General features: G+C 74.0%; 18 protein-coding genes and 2 tRNA genes. 11 read left to right on the forward strand and 9 right to left on the reverse strand.

Annotated features, from left to right (window positions below; genetic code table 11):
* Positions 1 to 577: 577 nt before the first annotated feature.
* The gene (pepN, locus tag JN535_RS20295) at positions 578 to 3,157 is read right to left on the reverse strand and encodes an aminopeptidase N (RefSeq protein ID WP_205207612.1); all 2,580 of its coding nucleotides are present in this window, start codon (positions 3,155 to 3,157) and stop codon (positions 578 to 580) included.
* A gap of 230 nt (positions 3,158 to 3,387) precedes the next feature.
* On the opposite strand from pepN, the gene JN535_RS20300 reads away from it, so the two are divergent.
* Both JN535_RS20300 and JN535_RS20305 read left to right on the forward strand, forming a co-directional pair.
* Positions 3,388 to 4,032: a mycothiol-dependent nitroreductase Rv2466c family protein gene (locus JN535_RS20300; protein ID WP_374100531.1), complete on the forward strand. Its 645-nt coding sequence runs from the start codon at positions 3,388 to 3,390 to the stop codon at positions 4,030 to 4,032.
* A gap of 165 nt (positions 4,033 to 4,197) precedes the next feature.
* Complete coding sequence (locus JN535_RS20305) at positions 4,198 to 5,292, forward strand: hypothetical protein (RefSeq protein WP_205207613.1); 1,095 nt, start codon at positions 4,198 to 4,200, stop codon at positions 5,290 to 5,292.
* Positions 5,293 to 5,381: 89 nt separating this feature from the next.
* Here the strand turns inward: JN535_RS20305 and JN535_RS20310 are convergent, their stop codons facing one another.
* On the reverse strand, positions 5,382 to 7,436 hold the full coding sequence (locus JN535_RS20310; RefSeq protein WP_205207614.1) for a M13 family metallopeptidase: 2,055 nt from the start codon (positions 7,434 to 7,436) through the stop codon (positions 5,382 to 5,384).
* Positions 7,437 to 7,496: 60 nt separating this feature from the next.
* Between JN535_RS20310 and JN535_RS20315 the strand changes: the two genes are divergently transcribed.
* Both JN535_RS20315 and JN535_RS20320 read left to right on the forward strand, forming a co-directional pair.
* Positions 7,497 to 7,958: a ribose-5-phosphate isomerase gene (locus JN535_RS20315; protein WP_205207615.1), complete on the forward strand. Its 462-nt coding sequence runs from the start codon at positions 7,497 to 7,499 to the stop codon at positions 7,956 to 7,958.
* 1 nt (position 7,959) lies between these two features.
* On the forward strand, positions 7,960 to 8,985 hold the full coding sequence (locus JN535_RS20320) for an Fpg/Nei family DNA glycosylase (RefSeq protein WP_205207616.1): 1,026 nt from the start codon (positions 7,960 to 7,962) through the stop codon (positions 8,983 to 8,985).
* A gap of 3 nt (positions 8,986 to 8,988) precedes the next feature.
* Here JN535_RS20320 and JN535_RS20325 read toward each other — a convergent pair whose 3' ends face one another.
* Positions 8,989 to 10,329, reverse strand: coding sequence for a GNAT family N-acetyltransferase (locus JN535_RS20325; protein WP_205207617.1), 1,341 nt, complete (start codon positions 10,327 to 10,329; stop codon positions 8,989 to 8,991).
* A gap of 66 nt (positions 10,330 to 10,395) precedes the next feature.
* On the opposite strand from JN535_RS20325, the gene JN535_RS20330 reads away from it, so the two are divergent.
* A complete protein-coding gene (locus JN535_RS20330) occupies positions 10,396 to 10,812 on the forward strand; it encodes an MGMT family protein (protein ID WP_205207618.1) in 417 nt (138 codons plus the stop codon).
* Between the two features lie 51 nt (positions 10,813 to 10,863).
* Here JN535_RS20330 and JN535_RS20335 read toward each other — a convergent pair whose 3' ends face one another.
* From JN535_RS20335 to JN535_RS20360, 6 genes are all read right to left on the reverse strand, one after another.
* Positions 10,864 to 11,913, reverse strand: coding sequence for an LLM class F420-dependent oxidoreductase (locus JN535_RS20335; RefSeq protein ID WP_205207619.1), 1,050 nt, complete (start codon positions 11,911 to 11,913; stop codon positions 10,864 to 10,866).
* Between the two features lie 147 nt (positions 11,914 to 12,060).
* Positions 12,061 to 13,149, reverse strand: a complete 1,089-nt coding sequence (locus JN535_RS20340) for a DUF1648 domain-containing protein (protein ID WP_205207620.1) — start codon at positions 13,147 to 13,149, stop codon at positions 12,061 to 12,063.
* On the reverse strand, positions 13,146 to 13,499 hold the full coding sequence (locus JN535_RS20345) for a GntR family transcriptional regulator (protein ID WP_205207621.1): 354 nt from the start codon (positions 13,497 to 13,499) through the stop codon (positions 13,146 to 13,148). The genes JN535_RS20340 and JN535_RS20345 overlap by 4 nt, the downstream gene beginning before the upstream one ends.
* A gap of 91 nt (positions 13,500 to 13,590) precedes the next feature.
* Positions 13,591 to 14,220: a serine O-acetyltransferase EpsC gene (gene epsC, locus JN535_RS20350; RefSeq protein ID WP_307869041.1), complete on the reverse strand. Its 630-nt coding sequence runs from the start codon at positions 14,218 to 14,220 to the stop codon at positions 13,591 to 13,593.
* Between the two features lies 1 nt (position 14,221).
* Complete coding sequence (gene cysK, locus JN535_RS20355) at positions 14,222 to 15,157, reverse strand: cysteine synthase A (RefSeq protein ID WP_205207622.1); 936 nt, start codon at positions 15,155 to 15,157, stop codon at positions 14,222 to 14,224.
* 527 nt (positions 15,158 to 15,684) lie between these two features.
* Positions 15,685 to 15,755: transfer RNA gene (locus JN535_RS20360), tRNA-Gly, on the reverse strand.
* Between the two features lie 200 nt (positions 15,756 to 15,955).
* Here JN535_RS20360 and JN535_RS20365 point away from each other — a divergent pair.
* The 6 genes from JN535_RS20365 to JN535_RS20390 all read left to right on the forward strand — a co-directional run.
* A tRNA-Pro gene (locus JN535_RS20365) sits at positions 15,956 to 16,029 on the forward strand.
* A 12-nt stretch (positions 16,030 to 16,041) separates the two neighbouring features.
* Positions 16,042 to 17,082: a DMT family transporter gene (locus tag JN535_RS20370; protein WP_205207623.1), complete on the forward strand. Its 1,041-nt coding sequence runs from the start codon at positions 16,042 to 16,044 to the stop codon at positions 17,080 to 17,082.
* 96 nt (positions 17,083 to 17,178) lie between these two features.
* Positions 17,179 to 18,588: a trigger factor gene (tig, locus tag JN535_RS20375; protein ID WP_205207624.1), complete on the forward strand. Its 1,410-nt coding sequence runs from the start codon at positions 17,179 to 17,181 to the stop codon at positions 18,586 to 18,588.
* Between the two features lie 248 nt (positions 18,589 to 18,836).
* Entirely contained in the window at positions 18,837 to 19,484 is a 648-nt protein-coding gene (locus JN535_RS20380) for an ATP-dependent Clp protease proteolytic subunit (protein ID WP_240201541.1), read from the forward strand.
* A gap of 38 nt (positions 19,485 to 19,522) precedes the next feature.
* Complete coding sequence (locus JN535_RS20385) at positions 19,523 to 20,239, forward strand: ATP-dependent Clp protease proteolytic subunit (RefSeq protein ID WP_307869042.1); 717 nt, start codon at positions 19,523 to 19,525, stop codon at positions 20,237 to 20,239.
* 212 nt (positions 20,240 to 20,451) lie between these two features.
* Positions 20,452 to 20,931: ClpX C4-type zinc finger protein (locus tag JN535_RS20390; RefSeq protein ID WP_205207625.1), on the forward strand; the 480-nt coding region annotated here is incomplete at its 3' end.

Genomic DNA, 20,931 nt, shown 5'->3' on the forward strand with positions numbered 1-20,931 from the left:
GGTGGTGGTGCCGCGTCTACCATCCGCCGCTCGTTCCTCGCGGCTCCCGCCAGGCCCGACCACGACGCGGCACCACCACCCACCCCGCCCTGCGTCGTCTCGCCCTGGTCTTTCCTCGCCTCGGGCGACTTCCCCCGGTGTCGGCATGTTGCTGCATCGTCACCGCCTTGACCGGCAGTGCCGTCGGCTTCCGTCCACGCCCGGTCGCTCCGTCGGTCTGGGTACCCGCCCGGCCGTGCCGTCGCGCCGAGCCGGTGATGTCTGCCGGTCCTGGTCGCGTGACGCGCCCGAGTTCCCTGCTGGTCCCGCCCGGCCGCCTGATCGGCTACCGGGCCACTAGACTCGCCGGGGTTCGGCGGCGGTGCGGGACCGACCGCCGTCGGGCCGGACCACCGTTCTACCTCGCCGACTGCGGTTCTACGTCGGCCGACCAGCGTTCCATCTCGGCGGACCGCGCCGGACGCTCGACCCGTGCACGCCGGCCGGAGACGAGTGCGAGCGCACGGCAGCACCGGCTCAGGACGGACGACGAGCGCCGGGCCGCTCCGGCGTCCGGAGCGGCCCGGGGCGTCGGTGGTCAGGCGTCGGCGGCCTGGGCGGTGAGGGCGCGCTCGACGCCGGCGAGGTTCTCGATGACGAGGCGACGCAGCGCGGGGGCCGCGTCGGCGTTCGCGTCGAGCCACTCCTGCGTCGCGTCGCGCAGCACGGTGCTCGCGAGCGGCGCCGGGTAGAGCCCGGTGACCAGCGCCTCGGCGATGTGGTACGACCGCTGGTCCCACAGCGGCAGCAGCGCGTCGAAGTAGGCGCTCACGAGCGGGGCGAGGGACGCGGGGTCGTTGACGTGCTGGAACCCGAGCGTCGTGGCGCGGACGATCGCGTTGGGGGCGTCGTCCGAGCCGACCAGGCGGTCGAACGCCGCGCGCTTCGCCTCGGCGGTGGGCACCGTCGCGCGGGCGCGGGCGGCGGACTGCTGGCCGGTCGCGGTCGAGTCCGCGGCGAGGGTCGCCTCGATCTCGGCGTCGTCCGCGAGGTCGAGCAGGACCAGGCCCTCGAGGATCTCCCAGCGCAGGTCCGTGTCGATCTCGAGCCCGTCGAGGGCGGCCGAGCCGTCGAGGAGCGACCGGAGCGCCTCGCCGTGCGCGGGGGTCGACGCGAGGTGCGCGAAGAACTTGACGAGCTGGAACTGCAGGTCGGACGCGGGTGCGGCGTCCTGCGCGAGCGACCAGAGCACGTCCCCGACGTGCGCGAGCGTCTCCTCCCGGCGCTCCGGCGCGACGTACGTCTTCGCGGCGAGCGCGAGCTGGTTGAGCGTCGTGCGGATCGTCGTCGACTCGGTCTCGCGCGCGATGTTGCCGAGCACGAGGCGCACGTAGTCGCCGGCCGGGGTCTCGCCGTCGCGCGTCGCGTCCCACGCGGAGCCCCAGACGAGCGAGCGGGCCAGCGGGTCCGCCAGGTCGGCGAGGTGCTCGGTGGCGACCTGGAGGGACGCCTCGTCGAGGCGGATCTTCGCGTAGGCGAGGTCGTCGTCGTTGAGCAGGACGAGCTGCGGGCGGTCGAGCCCGAGGAGCTCGGGGACCTCGGTGCGGGCGCCGTCGACGTCGACCTCGACGCGGTGGACCCGCGTGAGGACGCCGTCGACGAGGTCGTAGAGGCCGATGCCGAGCCGGTGGGGGCGCAGCGTCGGGTGGTCGGCGGCGGCGGACTGGAGGACGGCGAAGGTCGTGAAGCGCCCGTGCGCGTCGAGCTCGAACTCGGGGCGCAGCGTGTTGACGCCCGCCGTCTCGAGCCACAGCGCGGACCACTGCGTGAGGTCGCGCCCGCTCGTGGCCTCGAGCTCGACGAGCAGGTCGCGGAGCTCGGTGTTGCCCCAGGCGTGCTTGCGGAAGTACGCGGCGACGCCGGCGAGGAACTGCTCCTGGCCGACCCACGCGACGAGCTGCTTGAGCACCGACGCGCCCTTGGCGTAGGTGATGCCGTCGAAGTTGACGAAGACGTCCTCGAGGTCGTTGATCGTCGCGACGATCGGGTGCGTCGAGGGCAGCTGGTCCTGGCGGTAGGCCCACGACTTCTCCATCGCGGCGAACGTCGTCCAGGCCTCGTGCCACTCCGTCGCCTCGGCGGTCGCGAGCGTCGACGCGTACTCGGCGAACGACTCGTTGAGCCACAGGTCGTTCCACCACTTCATGGTGACCAGGTCCCCGAACCACATGTGCGCCAGCTCGTGGAGGATCGTCACGACGCGGCGCTCCTTGACGGCGTCGGTGACCTTGGAGCGGAACACGTAGGTCTCGGTGAACGTGACGCACCCGGCGTTCTCCATCGCGCCCATGTTGTACTCGGGCACGAAGAGCTGGTCGTACTTGTCGAACGGGTACGGGTGCTCGAACGCGGACTCGAAGAACGCGAAGCCCTCGCGGGTCTTGTCGAAGACGTAGTCGGCGTCCATGTGGTCGGCGAGCGACGCGCGGCAGAAGACCCCGAGGGGGATGGTGCGGCCGTCGGGCGACGTCAGCTCGCTGCGCTCGACGACGTACGGGCCGGCGACGAGCGCGGTGATGTACGAGGAGATGCGCGGCGTCGGCTCGAACGTCCAGCGGGCGACCTCGACGTCGCCCGCGCCGGTGCCCGTCGGGTCGGCCTTCGTGCCGAGCGCCTCGGGTGCGGGCGTCGGCTGGTTGCTCACGACCTCCCACGCCGCGGGCGCGGTGACCGTGAACGCGAACGTGGCCTTGAGGTCGGGCTGCTCGAAGACGGCGAACACGCGCCGCGAGTCCGGGACCTCGAACTGCGTGTAGAGGTAGACCTCGCCGTCGACCGGGTCGACGAACCGGTGCAGGCCCTCGCCCGTGTTGGTGTACGCGCAGTCGGCGACGACACGCAGCTCGTTGTCCGCCGCGAGGCCGTCGAGCGCGATCCGCGAGTCGGCGAACACCTGCGCCGGGTCGAGCGAGCGGCCGTTGAGCACGACCTCGCGCACGGTCGGGGCGACGAGGTCCACGAACGTGCTCGCGCCCTCGGTCGCGGTGAACCGCACCACGGTCGTCGACGCGAACGTCGTCGCCCCCGTCGTGAGGTCGAGGTCGACCTCGTAGGACTGGACGTCGACGATCGCCGCGCGCTCGCTCGCCTCGGCGCGGGTGAGGTTCTCTCCGGGCACTGCATCTCCTCGGTCTCGGGTCGGGCCGGGCGGCCTCGACGGTGGCCTGTGGGCCACGGACGATCATCCCACGGGTGCCCGCGCGCACCCTGGGGATGGCCGGTCGGGGAATACGCTGCGGGCGTGCGGTGTCGAGACTGGGTGGGCGACGATCGTCCGCGCACGCGGCCGCGCCCGCTCCGGTGACCCGGGCCTGCCGGGCGCCGCCCACGACGAAGGAGAACCGTCCCGTGACCCTCACCGCGACGTCCGACACCACCGCGACCGAGAGCGACGTGCGCGTCGCCGACTTCTGGTTCGACCCCGTGTGCCCGTGGGCGTGGATGACGAGCCGCTGGATGGGCGAGGTCGAGCGGGTGCGCGACGTCACCGTCCGCTGGCACGTCATGAGCCTCGCCGTGCTCAACGAGGGTCGGGACCTGCCCCCGGAGTACCGCGAGCTCATGGAGAAGGCCTGGGGCCCGGTGCGCGTGGTCACCGCCGCCCGCGTCGAGCACGGCGAGGAGGTCGTCAAGCCGCTCTACGACGCGATCGGGACGCGACTGCACCCGGGCGGCCGCACGGACTACGACGCGGTGCTGCTCGAGGCCCTCGCGGAGGTGGGCCTGCCCGCGTCGCTCGCGGAGGCCGCGGGCTCCGACGCCTACGACGAGCAGCTCCGGGCGTCGCACGCCGAGGGGATCGGGCGCGTCGGCGAGGACGTCGGCACGCCGGTCGTCGCGTTCGGCGACACCGCGTTCTTCGGCCCCGTCGTGACGCCCGCCCCGAAGGGCGAGGCCGCAGGCCGGCTGTGGGACGGGTGCGTCCTCGTCGCGAGCACCCCGGGGTTCTTCGAGCTCAAGCGCACGCGCACCCAGGGGCCCGTCTTCGACTGAGCCGGTCGGCGCCCGGGACCCCGCCGACGGGGCGGTCCGGCCGTCGGCGGGGTTCGACCCGCACGGGTGCCTCGTGCCATGCTTCGTCAGGTCGCGGGCGGTGTCAGGAGCGCCCGCCGCCCGGTCGTGCCGGGCGAGTCCGACGAGGAGCCCGCGAGGAGCCGCATGTCCCCGAACGCACCCGTGCCACCCCCGCCGCCGCCACCCGGCGGCGTCCCCGGGGGCGTGGCCGGTCGGGACGACGCGCAGCCGACCCAGGCGTTCGCCGGCCCGCTGCCCGGCGCCGCGGCCGCCGTGCCGCCGTCCTTCGCGCCGACGAGCGGGCCGACGGCCCAGGCGCCGCGCGCCACGCCGGCGGACGGACAGCCGACCGTCGTCGCGTCGTCGTTCCAGCCGGCGACCGTCCAGCACGTCACGCCGATCACCCAGCTCCCGACGGCGGCCCAGCCCGCGGTCCCTGCGCCCTCGCCGGTGCCCCCGCAGCGCGTCCGCTACGCCACCGAGCAGAACGGGTTCGGCGTCGCCGCGCCGGTCGGCACCGCCGCGGCCAGACCGGCCTACGCCTCCGCCACGCCCCAGCAGCCCCGGCCCGCCTACCACCCGCCGGCCTCGGTGGCGGCGTCCGCGGCGGCGTCCCGCGCCTCCTCCGGCGAGGGCGGCTCCGGCTCGACGCCCCGACCGCCCGCCGGGCGCGGTGGGGGCAACGGTGCCGGTGGCCGCCGGTCGGACCGGCTGAGCCCCGGGTGGATCGCGTTCATCGTGGTCGACGCGCTGCTCGTCATCGGCGCGATCGTGTTCGCGATCTCCCTCCTGGGTGGCGGGGACGACGGCCCCGCGGGCGAGGTGACGACGCCTCCTGCGGCGAGCGCCACCGAGAGCACGGAGGAGACGCCTCCTGCCGAGCCCACGATGTCCCAGACGTTCGCGTCGGAGTCCCGCAACATCACGTGCGAGGTCACCGACGTCAGCGCGACGTGCGTGATCGCCCAGCTCGGCACCCAGCCGGCGCCGGTGGCAGGCTGCGACGGCACGGTCGGCTACAAGGTGGTCCTCGGCGCCGACGGCAGCGTCGAGCAGCCCTGCGTCCCGGCGGCCGAGCAGCCGCAGCCCGCGCCGGGAGACACCGCGATCCTCGACTACGGCACGTCGAAGACGGTCGGTCCGTTCACGTGCGACAGCGCGGAGACGGGCATGACGTGCCGCGACGACGCGTCGGGCAAGGGTTTCACGATCGCCCGCGCCGGCATCCGGACGCTCTGAGCGGCTGAGATCCGCTCCTCACGAGACCGGGCGGACGCGCGAGGGGCCCGTGGCGGGCGAACCGCCGCGGGCCCCTCGTGCTGCCTCCGTCACCAGATGCGCACGCGCTCCTCGGGGGCGAGGTACAGCGCGTCACCCGGCTGCACGTCGTAGGCGGCGTAGAACTCGTCGATGTTGCGCACGACGCCGTTGCACCGGAACTCGTTGGGGGAGTGCGGGTCGGTCGCGATGCGGCGCACGATCTCCTCGTCCCGGCCCTTGGACTGCCAGACCTGGGCCCAGCCGAGGAACACGCGCTCGATCCCGGTGAGCCCGTCGATCACGGGCGCCTCGTCGAGCGGCCGGCCGAGCGCGATGCGGTAGGCCTTGAGCGCGATCGACAGCCCGCCGAGGTCGCCGATGTTCTCGCCGATGGTCAGGGCGCCGTTGACGTGCGGCCCGTCGTCGCCGAGCTGGGCGGGACGGAAGGCGTCGTACTGGGCGATGAGCGCCTTGGTGCGCTTCTCGAACTCCTCGCGGTCCGTCGCCGTCCACCAGTCCTCGAGCCGGCCCGCGCCGTCGTACTTGGAGCCCTGGTCGTCGAAGCCGTGCCCGATCTCGTGCCCGATCACGGCCCCGATGCCGCCGTAGTTCACGGCGTCGTCGGCCTCGGGGTCGAAGAACGGGGGCTGGAGGATCGCGGCGGGGAAGACGATCTCGTTCATGCCGGGGTTGTAGTAGGCGTTCACGGTCTGCGGCGTCATGAACCACTCGTCGCGGTCCAGCGGCTTGCCGATCTTGCCGAGCTCGCGGTCCTGCTCGAACGCGTGGGCGCGGCGCACGTTCCCGACGAGGTCGTCGGCCTCGACGACGAGCGCCGAGTAGTCGCGCCACTTCACCGGGTAGCCGATCTTGGGCGTGAAGGCCTCGAGCTTGGCGAGCGCCTTCTCCTTGGTCTCCTCGGTCATCCACTCGAGCGTCGTGATCGACTCGCGGTACGCGGCCACGAGGTGGGCGACGAGCTCCTCCATGCGCGCCTTGTGCGCCGGCGGGAAGTGCCGGGCCACGTACTGCGCGCCGACGGCCTCGCCGAGCGCGCCCTCGACGACGGAGACGCCGCGCTTCCAGCGCTCGCGCACCTCCTGCGCGCCGGACAGCGTGCGGCCGTAGAAGTCGAAGTTGGCCTCGACGATCTCGTCCGTGAGGTACGGGGCGCGGGCGGTGACCAGGTGGTACACCATCCACAGCTTCCAGTCCTCGAGCGGCTCGCTCGCCCACAGCTCGGCGAAGCCGGCCGCGAAGTCGGGCTCGCGCACGACGACGTCGTCCAGCGAGCCCTGCGGCGCGCCGAGCGCGAGGACCCACGCGTGCCAGTCGAACCCGGGCGCCTCGTCGGCGAGGGCGGCGAGCCTGCGGGGGTTGTAGGTGAGGTCGGCGTCGCGGTCGCGCACGACGTCCCAGTGCTTCGCCGCGAGCTTGGTCTCGAGCGCGAGGATCCGGGCGGCCGCGTCCTCGGGCGTCGCGCCCCACGTCTCGGCCGTGACGCCGGCGAGCGCGAGCATGCGCGCGACGTGCGGCACGTACTTCTCGCGCACCGGCGCGTACTGGTCCTCGCGGTAGTACGCCTCGTCGGGCAGGCCCAGGCCGGACTGGTAGAGGTAGGCGACGTACCGCTCGGGGTCCTTCGCGTCGTTGTCGACCCAGAAGCCGACGGCGCCCGCGCCTCCGGTGCGCTGGAGCGCGCCGAGGGCGCCGGTGAGCTCGGCCTGGGTCGTCGCGGCCGCGACCAGAGCGAGGTCCGGCTGCAACGGCGACGTGCCGAGCGCCTCGATCCGGTCGGTGTCCATGAAGCTCGCGTACAGCGCGCCGACCTTCGCAGCGTCCGCGCCGACGTCCTCGGCCCCCGACGCCACCTGCTCGCCGAGGTCCGTGATGATCTCGCGCACGTGGACCTCGGCCTGGTCGTGCAGCGCACGGAACGCGCCGTCCATGGCGCGGTCCGCGGGGATCTCGTGCGTCGCGAGCCAGCGCCCGTTGACGTGGCGGTACAGGTCGTCCTGCGGCCGGACCGCGGGGTCCAGCGCGTCCAGGTCGATGCCGGAGCGGCCTGCGCCGGTCGTGCCGGACGAGGACGCGGACGTGGACGTCGGGGAGGTCTGTGTCATGCGTCTCAGGCTACGGCCTCCCCCCGACGTCCCGGTGCCCGGCTGGGGCATGATGGGCCCATGCGCGTTCACATCGCCGCGGACCACGCCGGCTACGAGCTCAAGACCCATCTCGTCGAGCACCTCGAGGCCGCGGGGCACGACGTCGTCGACCACGGGGCCCACACGTACGACGCGCAGGACGACTACCCGTCCTTCTGCTTCGCGGCGGGTGAGGCCGTCGCGGCGGAGCCGGGCTCGCTCGGCGTGGTCATCGGCGGGTCGGGCAACGGCGAGCAGATCGCCGCGAACAAGGTCGTCGGGGTGCGGGCCGCGCTCGCGTGGAACCTCGAGACCGCGCGACTCGGCCGCCAGCACAACGACGCGAACGTCGTCGCCGTGGGTGCACGCCAGCACTCGGTGGACGAGGCGGTCGAGCTCGTCGACGCGTTCCTCGCCGAGCCGTTCAGCGGTGACCCGCGCCACCAGCGCCGCATCGACCAGCTCGCGGCGTACGAGGCGGCGCGCGGCACCTCGGCCTGACGTGCCCGAGGGCCACACCGTCCACCGCCTCGCGCGCGCCCTCGGCGAGCTGTTCACGGGCGAGGCGCTCGCGGTGAGCAGCCCGCAGGGCCGGTTCGCCGCGGGCGCGGACCTGCTCGACGGCCGCGTGCTCGTCGCGAGCGAGGCGTGGGGAAAGCAGCTGTTCCTCGGGTTCGCCGACCCGACGCTCGTCGGCCCGGGGACCGCCGGACGGCCCGAGGACGTGCGCTGGCTCCGCGTCCACCTCGGCCTCTACGGGGCCTGGACGTTCGCGGGCGACGGGAGCACCGCCGTCGTGCACGCGATCGGGGCGCCGCGGCGCCGTATCGGCGAGCGCGAGACGGTCCCGGCGGGGCCGGGAGCCGCCGAGCCGGCGCCCGACGACGGGTGGTCGCCCCCGCGGCCACGTGGGGCGGTCCGCGTGCGGCTCGTCGGGAGCCACGCCGTCGCGGACCTCACCGGGCCGACGGCGTGCGAGGTGGTCACGGCCGAGGAGAAGCGGGCCGTCGAGGACAGGCTCGGCCCCGACCCGGTCCGCGACGCCGCGCCGGGCGAGGACGACCCGCGCGAGGACTTCGTCGCCGGCGTGCGGCGCTCGCGTAGCGCCGTCGGGCTGCTCCTCATGAACCAGGACGTCGTCGCGGGCGTCGGCAACATCTACCGCGCGGAGTCCCTGTTCCGCGCACGGCTCGACCCGATGCGCCCCGGTCGTGACGTCCCCGCCGAGGTCCTGCGCACCTTGTGGGACGACCTCGTCGTCCTCATGCGCGACGGCACCCAGACGGGGGCGATCGTCACGACCCGGCCCGAGGACCGCGACCGCCCCGCGCCCGACGTCGCCGACGGGCCGGACGGGCGCCGCCGCGTGCGGCAGAACACCGACGACGCGCCCGATGCCGTCCCGGCGGCCGAGGCGTTCTACGTCTACCACCGCGACGGGCTGCCGTGCCGCGTGTGCGGCGCGCCCGTGCTGCTCAAGGAGCTCGCCGGCCGCAACCTCTACTGGTGCGGCGTCTGCCAGGCGTGAGCCTCAGAAGACCCAGCTGCACACCGGGGCGACGGGCCAGCCGAACGCCGCGCCCGCGCGGGCGAGCGCGCCGGGGGAGTGCTCGGTGACGAGACCCGCGGCGCCGAGGGCCGCGAGCGGCGTCCCGCCGAGGTATGCGGCGCCGAGCTCGCGGACGTCGAGCGAGAGGTCAGCGGCGTCCTCGGTGCGCTCGGCCGTCGCGTCCCCGAATGCCCCGGCGCGCAGCCGCCAGCGGCCCGCGTTGTGCGGCAGGCGCTCGTCCGCGACGTGCAGGACGACGTCCACGTCCGCCGCGTAGCGGCGCGCGACGAGCGCGGCCGGCACGTCCACGACCCGCACCCAGAGGTTGTCCGCGAGGCGGGGCGACGCGGAGCGCGGGTCCACGAGGAGGTTCGTGACGACGTCGTCCACCGGCAGCATGAAGGGCGTCACCTCGTGCGTGAGGTCGAGGTCGGTGAGCACGCCCCACAGCGCGCGCGCCGCAGCGGCGTCCAGCGCGACGACCTCGCCGGTGCTCACCGGACCGCGCGGGCCGGTGACCTCCCAGGAGAGCTTGCGGTGGAAGCGCGCGTACCCGCGCGGCTCGCCGTCGAGCTCGACGATCGCGATGCGCATGGGCTCGCGGTCCTTGCGCCACACCTTCGCGTCGTCCCAGAACGTCGCCTGGAGCTCGGGCGTCTCGCGCGTCGCCCAGCCCGGCCGGTTCACGCCCGCGCCCTGGCCGGTCGGGTCGGCGCCCACCTGCTCGTGGAGCGCGGCGACGAGCGCGCCGTGGCGCTCGCGGTCCGCGCGCTCGATGCGCACGGTGTGGCGCTCGGCGCCGGGGACGTCGCGCAGCGCGGCGCCGCGCGGCACGGTCAGGCGGACGTCGTCCGCGGCCTTGCCGTAGCCGAAGCGCCCGTAGATGGCCGCCTCCGCGGCGAAGAGCGCCGACAGGGGCTCGCCGCGCTCACGGCACCGCTCGAGGTGCGTGTCGATCATCGCGGAGAGGATCCCGCGGCGGCGGTGCCCGGGGTGGACACCCACCCAGGTGAGGCCGGCGACCGGCGCGGTCGCCCCGGGGATGGGGAACCGCGCGAACGGGTACGAGGCGTGCATCCCGACGAGCTCCCGGCGCACGGGGCGCGCGCCGTCGACGGGCGGAGCGTCGTCGTCCTCGTGCTCGACCGTCACGCCGAGCGTGCGCTCCCACGTGAGCGGGAACGGGAGGTCGACGAGCTCGTCGACCTCGACCGGGGACGGGAACGTCGTGGTGTCCAGCTCCAGGACCGCACGGAGGTCGGAGGCCGAGAGGGGGACGAGCTCGTAGCCGTCGGGGAGGCGCGCAGGGCGGTGGTCGCTCATGGCCTCGATCCTCCTGTCTCGGCACCCGTCGCGCCAGGACAATTGCGGCGACTAGGGTCGGGCCTCATGGCACCACGCACGGGAGGCTCGACGGCGGACGGCACCCCGGTCGGGGACGCCGGCGCCGACCGCACGGCGCTCGCCGCCGAGTACGCGGCGGCCGTGCTCGCGCTCGTCCGGGCGATCCCCCCGGCGCGCGCGATGACGTACGGGCTCGTCGCGGAGATCGTCGCCGAGACGCTGCACCGCGGTGGCCCGCGTCAGGTCGGGCAGGTGCTCGCCGGGTCGTCCGGCGTGGACGACGACGGCGCGCCGGTCCCGTGGTGGCGCGTCGTCAACGCGGGGGGCTCACCGCCCGCGCACCACCTCGACGCGGCGCTCGCCGAGCTGCGCGCCGAGGGATGCCCGCTGTCGCGAGACGGGCGACGCGTCGACCTGCGCCGGGCGGTGTGGTTCCCGGAGGACGACACCCCCGCCCGTTGAGTGCGAGGCAGCCGTCGTCCGCACGAGCGAGGGACGACAGATGCCCCGCACTCAGCGGGAGGGGAGGGGCGCGAGGAGCGGGGCGAGCGTCTGCACCGCGGTCGCGTCGCCCTGGACGAGGAGAGTCGTGACCGCGGTCTCGCGCCACGCGGCGAGGTCCCGCGCGATCTTCTCCGGCGGCCCGACGAGGGCGACGTCCTCGACCATCGCCGTCGGGACAGCGGCGGCCGCGAGATCCTTGCGCCCGGCGAGGTAGTGCGCCTGGATCTCGTCGCACGCCTCGGCGTACCCGAGGCGGTCGAGCGCGTCGCGGTGGAAGTTCGCACCCTTGGCACCCATGCCGCCCACGTAGAGCGCGAGGAACGGGCGCACCTGGTCGGCGGCCTGCTCGACGTGCTCGCGCACGACGACGGGCACGGTCGCGCTCACCTCGAACGCGGACTCGGGCGAGCGCTCGGGGGCGCGCCGGGCGAAGCCGTCGGCGAGGAGCTCGCGGAACGTCGCGTCCATGCGGGGGGAGTAGAACAGCGGGAGCCACCCGTCCGCGATCTCGGCCGCGAGGGCGATGTTCTTGGGGCCCTCGGCGGCGAGGTGGATCGGGAGGTCCGCGCGCAAGGGGTGCACGGTCGAGCGGAGCGGCTTGCCCAGACCGGTCCCCGCGCCCTCGGGCAGGGGGAGCGGATAGTGCGGCCCGGCGGACGTCACGGGGGCCTCGCGGCGCAGCACGTCGCGCACGACCTGGACGTACTCGCGCGTGCGGGCGAGCGGCTTCGCGTACGGCTGGCCGTACCAGCCCTCGACGACCTGCGGGCCCGAGACGCCGAGCCCGAGGACGAACCGGCCGCCCGAGAGGTGGTCCATCGTCAGCGCGGCCATCGCCGTCGCGGTCGGGGTGCGGGCGGAGAGCTGCGCCACAGCCGTCCCGAGCCGGATCCGGGTCGTCCGGGAGCCCCACCACGCGAGCGGGGTGAACGCGTCGGACCCGTACGCCTCGGCGGTCCACACGGAGTCGACGCCCAGGCGGTCGGCCGCGACGATCGCGTCCTGGATGCCGTCCGGGGGACCGGCCGACCAGTAGCCGGTGTGGATGCCGAGACGCATGCGGGCTCCTCCTCGTCGAGGGTCGTCGTGCGGGGCGGCTGCCCGAGGACGGGAGGTGGGCAGCCGGTGATGAGCGGGCGGTACCCGGTCGCGCGCCGGGCAGGGGGTATCCGGTACGCGGAGTCTCGGGTACCGCCCGGCTCCAGACTAGCCGATCTGCCGTGCGCCCCGATGCACGAGCCACCACACCGACGTCCGGCGCGACGGCCACGCGGAGGTCAGCGCCGCGCGCGGTCGGCCAGGGTGTTGAGCAGCGCGGCGGCCGTACCGGCGTCGTCCACCGTGACGACGAGCGCCCGGCCCCCCCGTGCGCTCGACGCGCAACGACTCCCCGGACCGCACGACGATCCCGACGGCGCCGTCGCGCCCCGCGCGCCAACCCCAGCCGCCGAAGTCGCGCAGGGGGGAGACGGCGACCACGTCGGCCCGCACGACCTCGTCGGCGGGGACGCGCGTGCGGGGGAACCCCAGCGCCGACCGGACCGACAGGCCGCCCTCGTCCACGCGCACGACCCACGACAGCATGGCGGCGAGCAGGAGCGCGAGCACCACCGGCACGAGGAGGAACGCCCACTCGCGCAGGGCGACGGCCAGGGCCGCGGTGACGACGATCGCTCCGACCGCGACGAGCAGGGCCGGGCCGCCGCTGGCGCGTCCGACCCACGCTGCGCGCTCGCCCGGGCGCAGCGCGACCCGCGGGGCGTCTCCGGGCACCCCGGCGCTCGTCGGCTCGGGGCGGTCGCCCGGGACGAGCGCCCCGACCGCGATGCCCACCACGAGCCCCGCCCCCAGCGCGAGTGCCGTCACGCCACCCACGCCGCCCACCTCGCGGGCGTCGGCGAGGCCTCGCTGGATCCAGAGGGACCCGAGCTGGACGGCGGCGAGCATGACCGGGAGGCCGACCGTGACGCCCGCGACGACCCGTCGGTTCGCCGCAGACCGCCCGAGGAACGCGGTCATCGCGGCGAAGCCTGCCGACGCGGCGAGGCCCAGCGCGGTGCTGACGGCGACGACCGTGCCGAGCGAGCCGAAGCCGTCGGCGCCGTCCGAACCCCAGTGCATCGCGACCGGGTCGGGGAGGTCGGCGGACCAGGACAGCGCGACGAGTGCGGCGATCACCGTGACGACCGCACCCGCGCCGCCGACGACGACCGCGAGGGTGCGGTGGTCGGAGGGGCGGGCACGTGCGTCCTCGGCCGGGCGTCCTGGGGCGGGTCGCGGGGCGGGGCGGGTCATCGGAGGGCCTCCTTCACGAGGGTCAGGACGGTCTCGGGCGGCAGCCGGAGGGCGCGCGCCTCCGCGGCGACGCGGTCCACGGCGGCGCGCAACGACGTGAGGTCCGTGGCCGGGCGGGCGGCGACGACCGCGCCCCGGCCGCGACGGAGGTCGACGAGCCCGTCGTCGCGCAGCTCCTGGTAGGCGCGCAGCACCGTGTGCACGTTGACGTCGAGCGCCTCGGCGAGCTCGCGGGCCGCGGGGAGCCGCTCGCCGGGCGCGAGCCGCCCCTGCACGACGCCGAGGCGCACCTGGGCGACGAGCTGCGCGAACAGCGGCTCGTCCGCCTGGGGGTCGATGCGGAACATCACGCGGCCAGTCTAGTTGTTCTAGTGAAACTAGAACAAGCAGCGCCGAACGAAGGGCCGCCGTCGTGCCCGACGGCGGCCCTCGTCCGCGTCCTCAGATGACGTACTCGATGAGGAGCGACGGGTCTTCGACGGCGTCCCGCGCCGCCGGCGCGGCGGCGGGCATGCGGATCCGCGCCGGGACCCCGACCGCGACCGCCCCGGCCGGCACGTCCTTGACGACGACGGCGTTGGCCCCCACCTGCACGTCGTCGCCGATCCAGACCGGCCCGAGGATCTTCGCTCCCGCCCCGACCACGACCCGGTCCCCGAGCGTCGGGTGCCGCTTGCCGCGCTTCATCGACCGCCCGCCGAGGGTGGACGTGTGGAAGAGCACCACGTCGTCGCCGACGACCGCCGTCTCACCCACGACGACCCCCATGCCGTGGTCGATGAACAGGCGCCGGCCGATGCGCGCGCCGGGGTGGATCTCCACGCCGGTCAGCGCCCGCGCCGCCTGCGACACGAGGCGTGCGGGAAGGCGCAGCACGGGTTCGCGCCACAGGCGGTGCGCGAGCCGGTAGGCCCACACGGCGTGCACGCCCGGGTATGCGAGCGCGACCTCGAGGCGGCTGCGGGCGGCGGGGTCCCGCCGTCGCGCCGCCTCGAGGTCCTCGCCGAGGACGCGCACGAACCGGCGCAGCCGACGGCCGGCCGTCCGGTGGTGGGGTCGAGGGTCGGTCACGTCAGTCCAGCAGGTCGGAGTACAGGATCGTCGAGAGGTAGCGCTCGCCGAAGTCCGGAACGACCGTGACGATGAGCTTGCCCTTGTTCTCCGGGCGCTTCGCGAGCTGGATCGCGGCCTCGATGGCGGCACCCGAGGAGATGCCCACGAGGAGGCCCTCCTCCTTCGCCGCGGCGCGCGCGGTCGCGACCGCGGTCTCGGCGTCGACGTCGATGACCTCGTCGTAGACCTCGCGGTCCAGGATGTCCGGCACGAAGTTCGCGCCCAGCCCCTGGATCTTGTGCGGGCCGGGCTGGCCGCCGTTGAGGATGGGGGACTCGGCCGGCTCGACCGCGACGATCTTCACCTCGGGCTTGCGCTCCTTGAGCACCTGCCCGACGCCGGAGATCGTGCCACCGGTGCCGATGCCGGACACGACGATGTCGACCTCGCCGTCCGTGTCCGCCCAGATCTCCTCGGCCGTCGTGCGGCGGTGGACGTCGACGTTCGCCGGGTTGGCGAACTGGCGCGCGAGGATGGCGCCCGGGCGCTCGGCCGCGATCCGCTCGGCGGCCGCGACGGCGCCCTTCATGCCCTCGGAGCCGGGGGTGAGGACGAGCTCGGCGCCGTACGCCCGCAGGAGCGCACGGCGCTCCTTCGACATGGTCTCCGGCATCGCCAGGACGACGTCGTACCCGCGGGACGCGCCCACCCACGCGAGCGCGATGCCGGTGTTGCCCGACGTGCCCTCGACGATCGTGCCGCCCGGCTGGAGCTCGCCCGACGCCTCGGCGGCGTCGATGATCGACACGCCGATGCGGTCCTTCACCGAGTTCGCCGGGTTGTAGAACTCGAGCTTCGCGACGACCGTGGCCTCGAGCCCCTCGGTGAGCCGGTTGAGGCGCACGAGGGGCGTGTTGCCGATGAGCTTCGTGGCGTCGTCGTAGATGCGTGCCATGTCTTCCTCTTCTGTCGACGGCTCGTGGTGAGCCGGGGTGGGGGTACCGCTCGGGGGACGGGGGCCGTCGTGCCCCGCAGACACGATGCCCAGCGTCTCGCGGGGACGCTGCGCGTGCGCGCGCACGACGGCGGTCGGGGGCTCGTGCGGACGTGCGGCCGGGTGCGGCGCGGTGGCGCGCGCGGGTCGGCGGCAGGTCGTCAGCGACAGCCGAGACAGCGACAACAGGAGACGCGCGAGTCGGCGCGGTGCAGCGATGCGGGACGCGCGATCGTCGCGGTCATTCCTCGCTCCTCCTGGTCGGTCGCGCCGCGGGTGCCCGACGGTCCGGGCCTGCGGGCGGCGCGTGTGCACCGAGGCTATCGGTCCTCGTCCGGACCCTGCAACGCCGTCCACGAGACGGTCGTCCGACCGGTCGGCGCAGCGGCGGCGGGGCGGCGGGGCGAGCGGACGAGACGACGACGGGCGCCGCGCCGGTCGGCGGGGCGCCCGTGGGGACGTGCGGGCCGTGGCCCGGGAGCTTGCGGAGCGGGCGACGGGAATCGAACCCGCGTAGCCAGTTTGGAAGACTGGGGCTCTACCATTGAGCTACGCCCGCGCGGGTCGTGGAGCGGGTCCCGGCTCCACGGCCGGAGGGCCGGGACCGGCGTGCCGCCGACCTGCGGCCGCAACCTTAGCAAACGTCGGTGGCCGGGACGTTCCGCGACCCACGCACGCCCGGGCGGCAGTCCTGCGCGCCGGCCAGGGCGGCCGTCGGCCGCCAGTACACTTGCCCTGGCCCGCCGGCGCGGCGGGTGACGGGGTGTGGCGCAGGTTGGTAGCGCGTCCGCTTTGGGAGCGGAAGGTCGCAGGTTCAAATCCTGTCACCCCGACCTTCGCGCGGCGTGCCCTCCGGAGCGTCGCGGGACGTCGTCGACGCCCGGATCGTCGTGGCGGCCGCCCGTCCTCGAGAGGTGCCCGTGACCCCGTCCACGCTCGCGCCGGGCCCCGCGACCCGCGTCACGCTCGCAGCACTGGTCGCCGCGGGCAGCGGCGCGGTGCTGTCGCTCCAGGGACGGTTCAACGGCGACCTCGCCACCGCCGGCACCGGGCCCGTGGTCGCCGGGTGGCTCTCCTACGTCGGGACCCTCCTCGCGACCGTGCTCGTGGTGGTCGCCCGCCGTCGGGCCCGCTCCACGCTCCACGTCCTGCGCGCCCAGGCCTCCTGGTGGTGGTTCACGGTCGGGCTGTGCAGCGTCCCGATCGTCGTCGCCATGGCCGCCGGCGTCCCGCTCGTCGGCGTCGCGGTCGCGTCCGTGTGCTCGGTCGCCGGCCAGACGGTCGCGGGCCTCGCGCTCGACGCGCGGGGCGTCGGGCTGCCCGCCCCGCTGCGGCTCACGCCCCGGCGGGCCGCTGCGGGTCTCGCGGCGCTCGTGGGCCTCGGCGTCGCGGTGCTCGGCGGCGCGTCGACCGGCGCGGGCTGGGTGCCGGCGGTCCTCGCCGGGGTCGCGCTGTTCGTCGGGGGCGCCGTCCTGTGCGGGCAGCAGGCCGGGAACGGCCGGGTCACGCAGCTCACGGGCGACCCGGTCGTCGCGACCCTGACCTCCGTCACGGGCGGGCTCGTCGGCATCTCCGCCGTCTGCGCGGTCGTCGCGGCACTCGGCGGGCTCGACGGCGTCACGCTGCCCGGGCGTTGGTGGCTCTACCTGGGCGGCCCGCTGGGGACGCTCGTCACCGTGGCAGCCGCGTTCGCGGTCCGCCACCTCGGAACGTTCGTCCTCACGCTCACGGTCGTCGGCGGCCAGATGGTCATGGCCGTGCTCCTCGACGTGCTCGGCGCCGTCGGCCTGCGGTGGCAGACCGTCGTCGCGACCGCCGTCGTCGGGATCGCGGTCCTGCTGGTGGTCCAGCGGCCGGGCGCACGCAGCACCGACCGCGACGCTTGACCGCTCGCGTACGATGGGACGGTTGCCCGTACGTCTGCGTGCGGAGCCGTTCCCGGCCGCACGTCGGCCCGCCCCGATCAGTTGGAGACCATCGAAGTGAAGAGCGCCGTCGAGACCCTGGACCCCACCAAGGTCAAGCTGACCGTCGAGGTGGAGTACGACGAGCTCAAGCCGAGCATCGAGCACGCCTACAAGCACATCGCGGAGCAGGTGAACATCCCCGGCTTCCGCAAGGGCAAGGTCCCGCCGCGCGTGATCGACCAGCGCGTCGGCTGGGGCGCCGTCATCGAGCACGCCGTCAACGACGGCCTCTCGGGCTTCTACCGCCAGGCCGCGAGCGAGGAGAGCCTGCGCCCGCTCGGCCAGCCCGAGGTCGAGGTCACCGAGATCCCGGCCAAGGCCGGCGAGGGCCAGCTGGTCTTCACCGCCGAGGTCGAGGTCCGGCCCGAGATCACGCTGCCCGCCCTCGACTCGCTCACCATCACGGTCGAGCCCGCCGAGGTCACCGACGAGGACGTCGCCGAGCGCCTCGACGCGCTGCGCGAGCGCTTCGGCACCCTCGTCGGCGTCGACCGTCCCGCGGCCGAGGGCGACTTCGTCGTGCTCGACCTCAAGGCCGAGATCGACGGCGAGGAGGTCGACTCCGTCTCCGGCGTCAGCTACCAGATCGGCTCGGGCAACATGCTCGAGGGCCTCGACGAGGCGCTCACCGGCCTGTCGGCCGACGAGACGACCACGTTCAACGCGCCGCTGGCCGGCGGCGAGCACGAGGGCAAGGAGGCCGCCGTCACCGTCACGGCCACCTCCGTGAAGCAGCGGGACCTGCCCGAGGCGGACGACGACTTCGCCCAGCTCGCGTCCGAGTTCGACACGCTCGAGGAGCTCAACGCCGACCTGCGCGAGCAGGTGGCGAGCATCAAGACGTCGAACCAGGCCGTGGCCGCGCGCGACGAGCTCCTCAAGGCGCTCAACGACGCCGTGGAGATCCCCGTGCCGTCGGGCGTCGTCGAGGCCGAGGTGCACCGCCACCTCGAGTCCGAGGGCCGCCTGGAGGACGAGACGCACCGCGCGGAGGTCACCGTCGAGGCGACCGACGCGATCCGCAACCAGATCCTGCTCGACACCCTCGCCGAGCAGCTCGAGGTCAAGGTCGCGCAGAACGAGCTCCTCGAGTACCTCGTGAGCGCGTCGCGCCAGTACGGGATGGACCCGAACCAGTTCATCCAGTCGCTCGACCAGGGCGGGCAGATCCCCGCGATGGTCGGCGAGGTCGCGCGATCCAAGTCGCTCGCCGTCGCGCTGCGCCAGATCGAGGTCAAGGACACCGCCGGCAACGTCGTCGACCTGACCGAGTTCATCGGCTCGGACGACGAGGACGCCGCCGCGGACGAGTCGGTCGAGGACGTCGCCGCCGAGCCCGTCGAGGAGGCGCTCGTCGACGACTCCGCCGACGCCGCCGCCGAGGCGCCGGTCGAGGACGACGAGAAGGACGCGACGAAGGCCTGACGCCCCGCCCGTTCAGACGACGGCCCGCCTCTCCGTGCGAGGGTGCGGGCCGTCGTCGTGCCGGGTCACCGCGGGCGGACGACCGGCCCGCACGGCCCCGGTGCGCCGTCAGCGAAAACGCGCACCGTCGGGACGAACGCCGGGCACGGACCGCGTTAGGGTCACTGCAGCACGGCTGGCCCGGGACACCCTCCCGGGACCGGCCAGGGCAGCGCAGGCGGGGGCGACCCGCGGGAGCGACGAAGGAGATGGAAGTGAACGAGCTGTACCTGCCGTCCGACGCGACGGCCCCGGTCAACCGCACCGAGGGTCCGGGCTTCGGACTCAACGACTCCATCTACAACCGGCTCCTCAAGGAGCGCATCATCTGGCTCGGCTCGGAGGTGCGCGACGAGAACGCGAACGCCATCTGCGCCCAGATGATGCTGCTCGCCGCGGAGGACCCGGACAAGGACATCTGGCTCTACATCAACTCGCCCGGCGGGTCGATCACGGCCGGGATGGCGATCTACGACACCATGCAGTACATCCAGCCGGACGTCGCGACGATCGCCATGGGCATGGCGGCGTCGATGGGGCAGTTCCTGCTCTCGTCCGGCACCAAGGGCAAGCGGTACGCGACGCCGCACGCGCGCGTCATGATGCACCAGCCCTCGGGCGGCATCGGCGGAACGGCCACCGACGTGCGCATCAACGCGCAGCTCATCATGCACATGAAGCAGGTGCTCTCCGAGCTCACGGCCGAGCAGACCGGCAAGCCGCTCGAGCAGATCCTCAAGGACAACGACCGCGACAGCTGGTTCACCGCCCAGGAGGCGCTGGAGTACGGCTTCATCGACCACGTCGTCACCAACGCGTCGTCCGTGACCGGCGGTGGCGGCACCACGGGTTCCTGACCCCCGCACCGGACACCAGACTTCACCGAGGAGAACCCGTGAGCTTCAGCGCCGAGTCCCAGTACCTGTCCACCGCGCAGCGCCTCGCCGGCGCCGCGGCCCGTCCCGGCGGCATCGCGCTGCCGGGCGGGGCGCCGTCGGCCCGCTACGTGCTCCCGCAGTTCGAGGAGCGCACCGCGTACGGCTTCAAGCGGCAGGACCCCTACACCAAGCTGTTCGAGGACCGCATCATCTTCCTGGGCGTCCAGGTGGACGACGCGTCCGCGGACGACGTCATGGCCCAGCTCCTCGTGCTCGAGAGCCAGGACCCCGACCGCGACGTCATCCTCTACATCAACTCCCCGGGCGGGTCGTTCACCGCGATGACCGCGCTCTACGACACGATGCAGTACATCAAGCCGCAGATCCAGACGGTCTGCCTGGGCCAGGCGGCGTCCGCCGCCGCGGTGCTGCTCGCGGCCGGTCAGCCGGGCAAGCGCCTCGCGCTCCCGAACGCGCGGGTGCTCATCCACCAGCCCGCGATGGAGGGCGGCGGCTACGCGCAGGCGTCGGACATCGAGATCCACGCGAACGAGCTCATCCGCATGCGCGAGTGGCTCGAGGACACGCTCGCGCTCCACTCGGGCAAGTCGGTCGAGCAGGTCCGCCAGGACATCGAGCGCGACAAGATCCTCACCGCCGAGCAGGCGAAGGAGTACGGCCTCGTCGACCAGGTCCTCGAGAGCCGCAAGGCCGTCGCGGTCAACAAGCCCTGACGTGCTCGCCCGACCAGCATGACCTCACGCCGCGCCGTCGTCCCCTGCCCGGGGACGGCGGCGCGACACGTTGCCCCCCGTGCGGGGAGCCCACCTGACAACGGGGGCCCCGTGGTGTGGAATGGGGAGCAGGACTCGCTCGGCCGTGCCCGGGCCCCGCACCGTCGAACCCGGCGGCTCGAGGCTTCGGCACCGGGACAAGGAGACGCGTAGTGGCTCGTATCTCAGACGGCGCCGACCTGCTGAAGTGCTCGTTCTGCGGCAAGTCGCAGAAGCAGGTCAAGAAGCTCATCGCGGGCCCCGGTGTGTACATCTGCGACGAGTGCATCGACCTGTGCAACGAGATCATCGAGGAGGAGCTCGCCGAGGCGACCGAGCTCGGCCTCACGGAGCTGCCCAAGCCCAAGGAGATCTTCGAGTTCCTCGAGCAGTACGTCATCGGCCAGGACGCCGCCAAGCGGGCCCTGGCCGTCGCCGTCTACAACCACTACAAGCGCGTCCAGGCGGGCGAGCAGGCCAAGCCGTCGAGCCCCGACGACCCGGACTACGTGGAGCTGGCGAAGTCGAACATTCTGTTGATCGGTCCGACGGGGACGGGTAAGACGTATCTGGCGCAGACGTTGGCGCGGATGTTGAACGTGCCTTTTGCGATCGCGGACGCGACGGCGCTCACCGAGGCGGGGTATGTCGGT

Source organism: Cellulosimicrobium cellulans (genome assembly GCF_016921195.1).
Taxonomy (GTDB): domain Bacteria; phylum Actinomycetota; class Actinomycetes; order Actinomycetales; family Cellulomonadaceae; genus Cellulosimicrobium; species Cellulosimicrobium cellulans_F.

Coding starts and splice junctions, on each gene's coding strand:
- JN535_RS20380 (WP_240201541.1), top strand. CDS start 18,837: ATGGAAGTGAACGAGCTGTACCTGCCGTCCGACGCGACGGCCCCGGTC.
- JN535_RS20305 (WP_205207613.1), top strand. CDS start 4,198: ATGTCCCCGAACGCACCCGTGCCACCCCCGCCGCCGCCACCCGGCGGC.
- JN535_RS20340 (WP_205207620.1), bottom strand. CDS start 13,149: ATGACCCGCCCCGCCCCGCGACCCGCCCCAGGACGCCCGGCCGAGGAC.
- JN535_RS20335 (WP_205207619.1), bottom strand. CDS start 11,913: ATGCGTCTCGGCATCCACACCGGCTACTGGTCGGCCGGTCCCCCGGAC.
- JN535_RS20315 (WP_205207615.1), top strand. CDS start 7,497: ATGCGCGTTCACATCGCCGCGGACCACGCCGGCTACGAGCTCAAGACC.
- JN535_RS20330 (WP_205207618.1), top strand. CDS start 10,396: ATGGCACCACGCACGGGAGGCTCGACGGCGGACGGCACCCCGGTCGGG.
- JN535_RS20325 (WP_205207617.1), bottom strand. CDS start 10,329: ATGAGCGACCACCGCCCTGCGCGCCTCCCCGACGGCTACGAGCTCGTC.
- JN535_RS20310 (WP_205207614.1), bottom strand. CDS start 7,436: ATGACACAGACCTCCCCGACGTCCACGTCCGCGTCCTCGTCCGGCACG.
- cysK (WP_205207622.1), bottom strand. CDS start 15,157: ATGGCACGCATCTACGACGACGCCACGAAGCTCATCGGCAACACGCCC.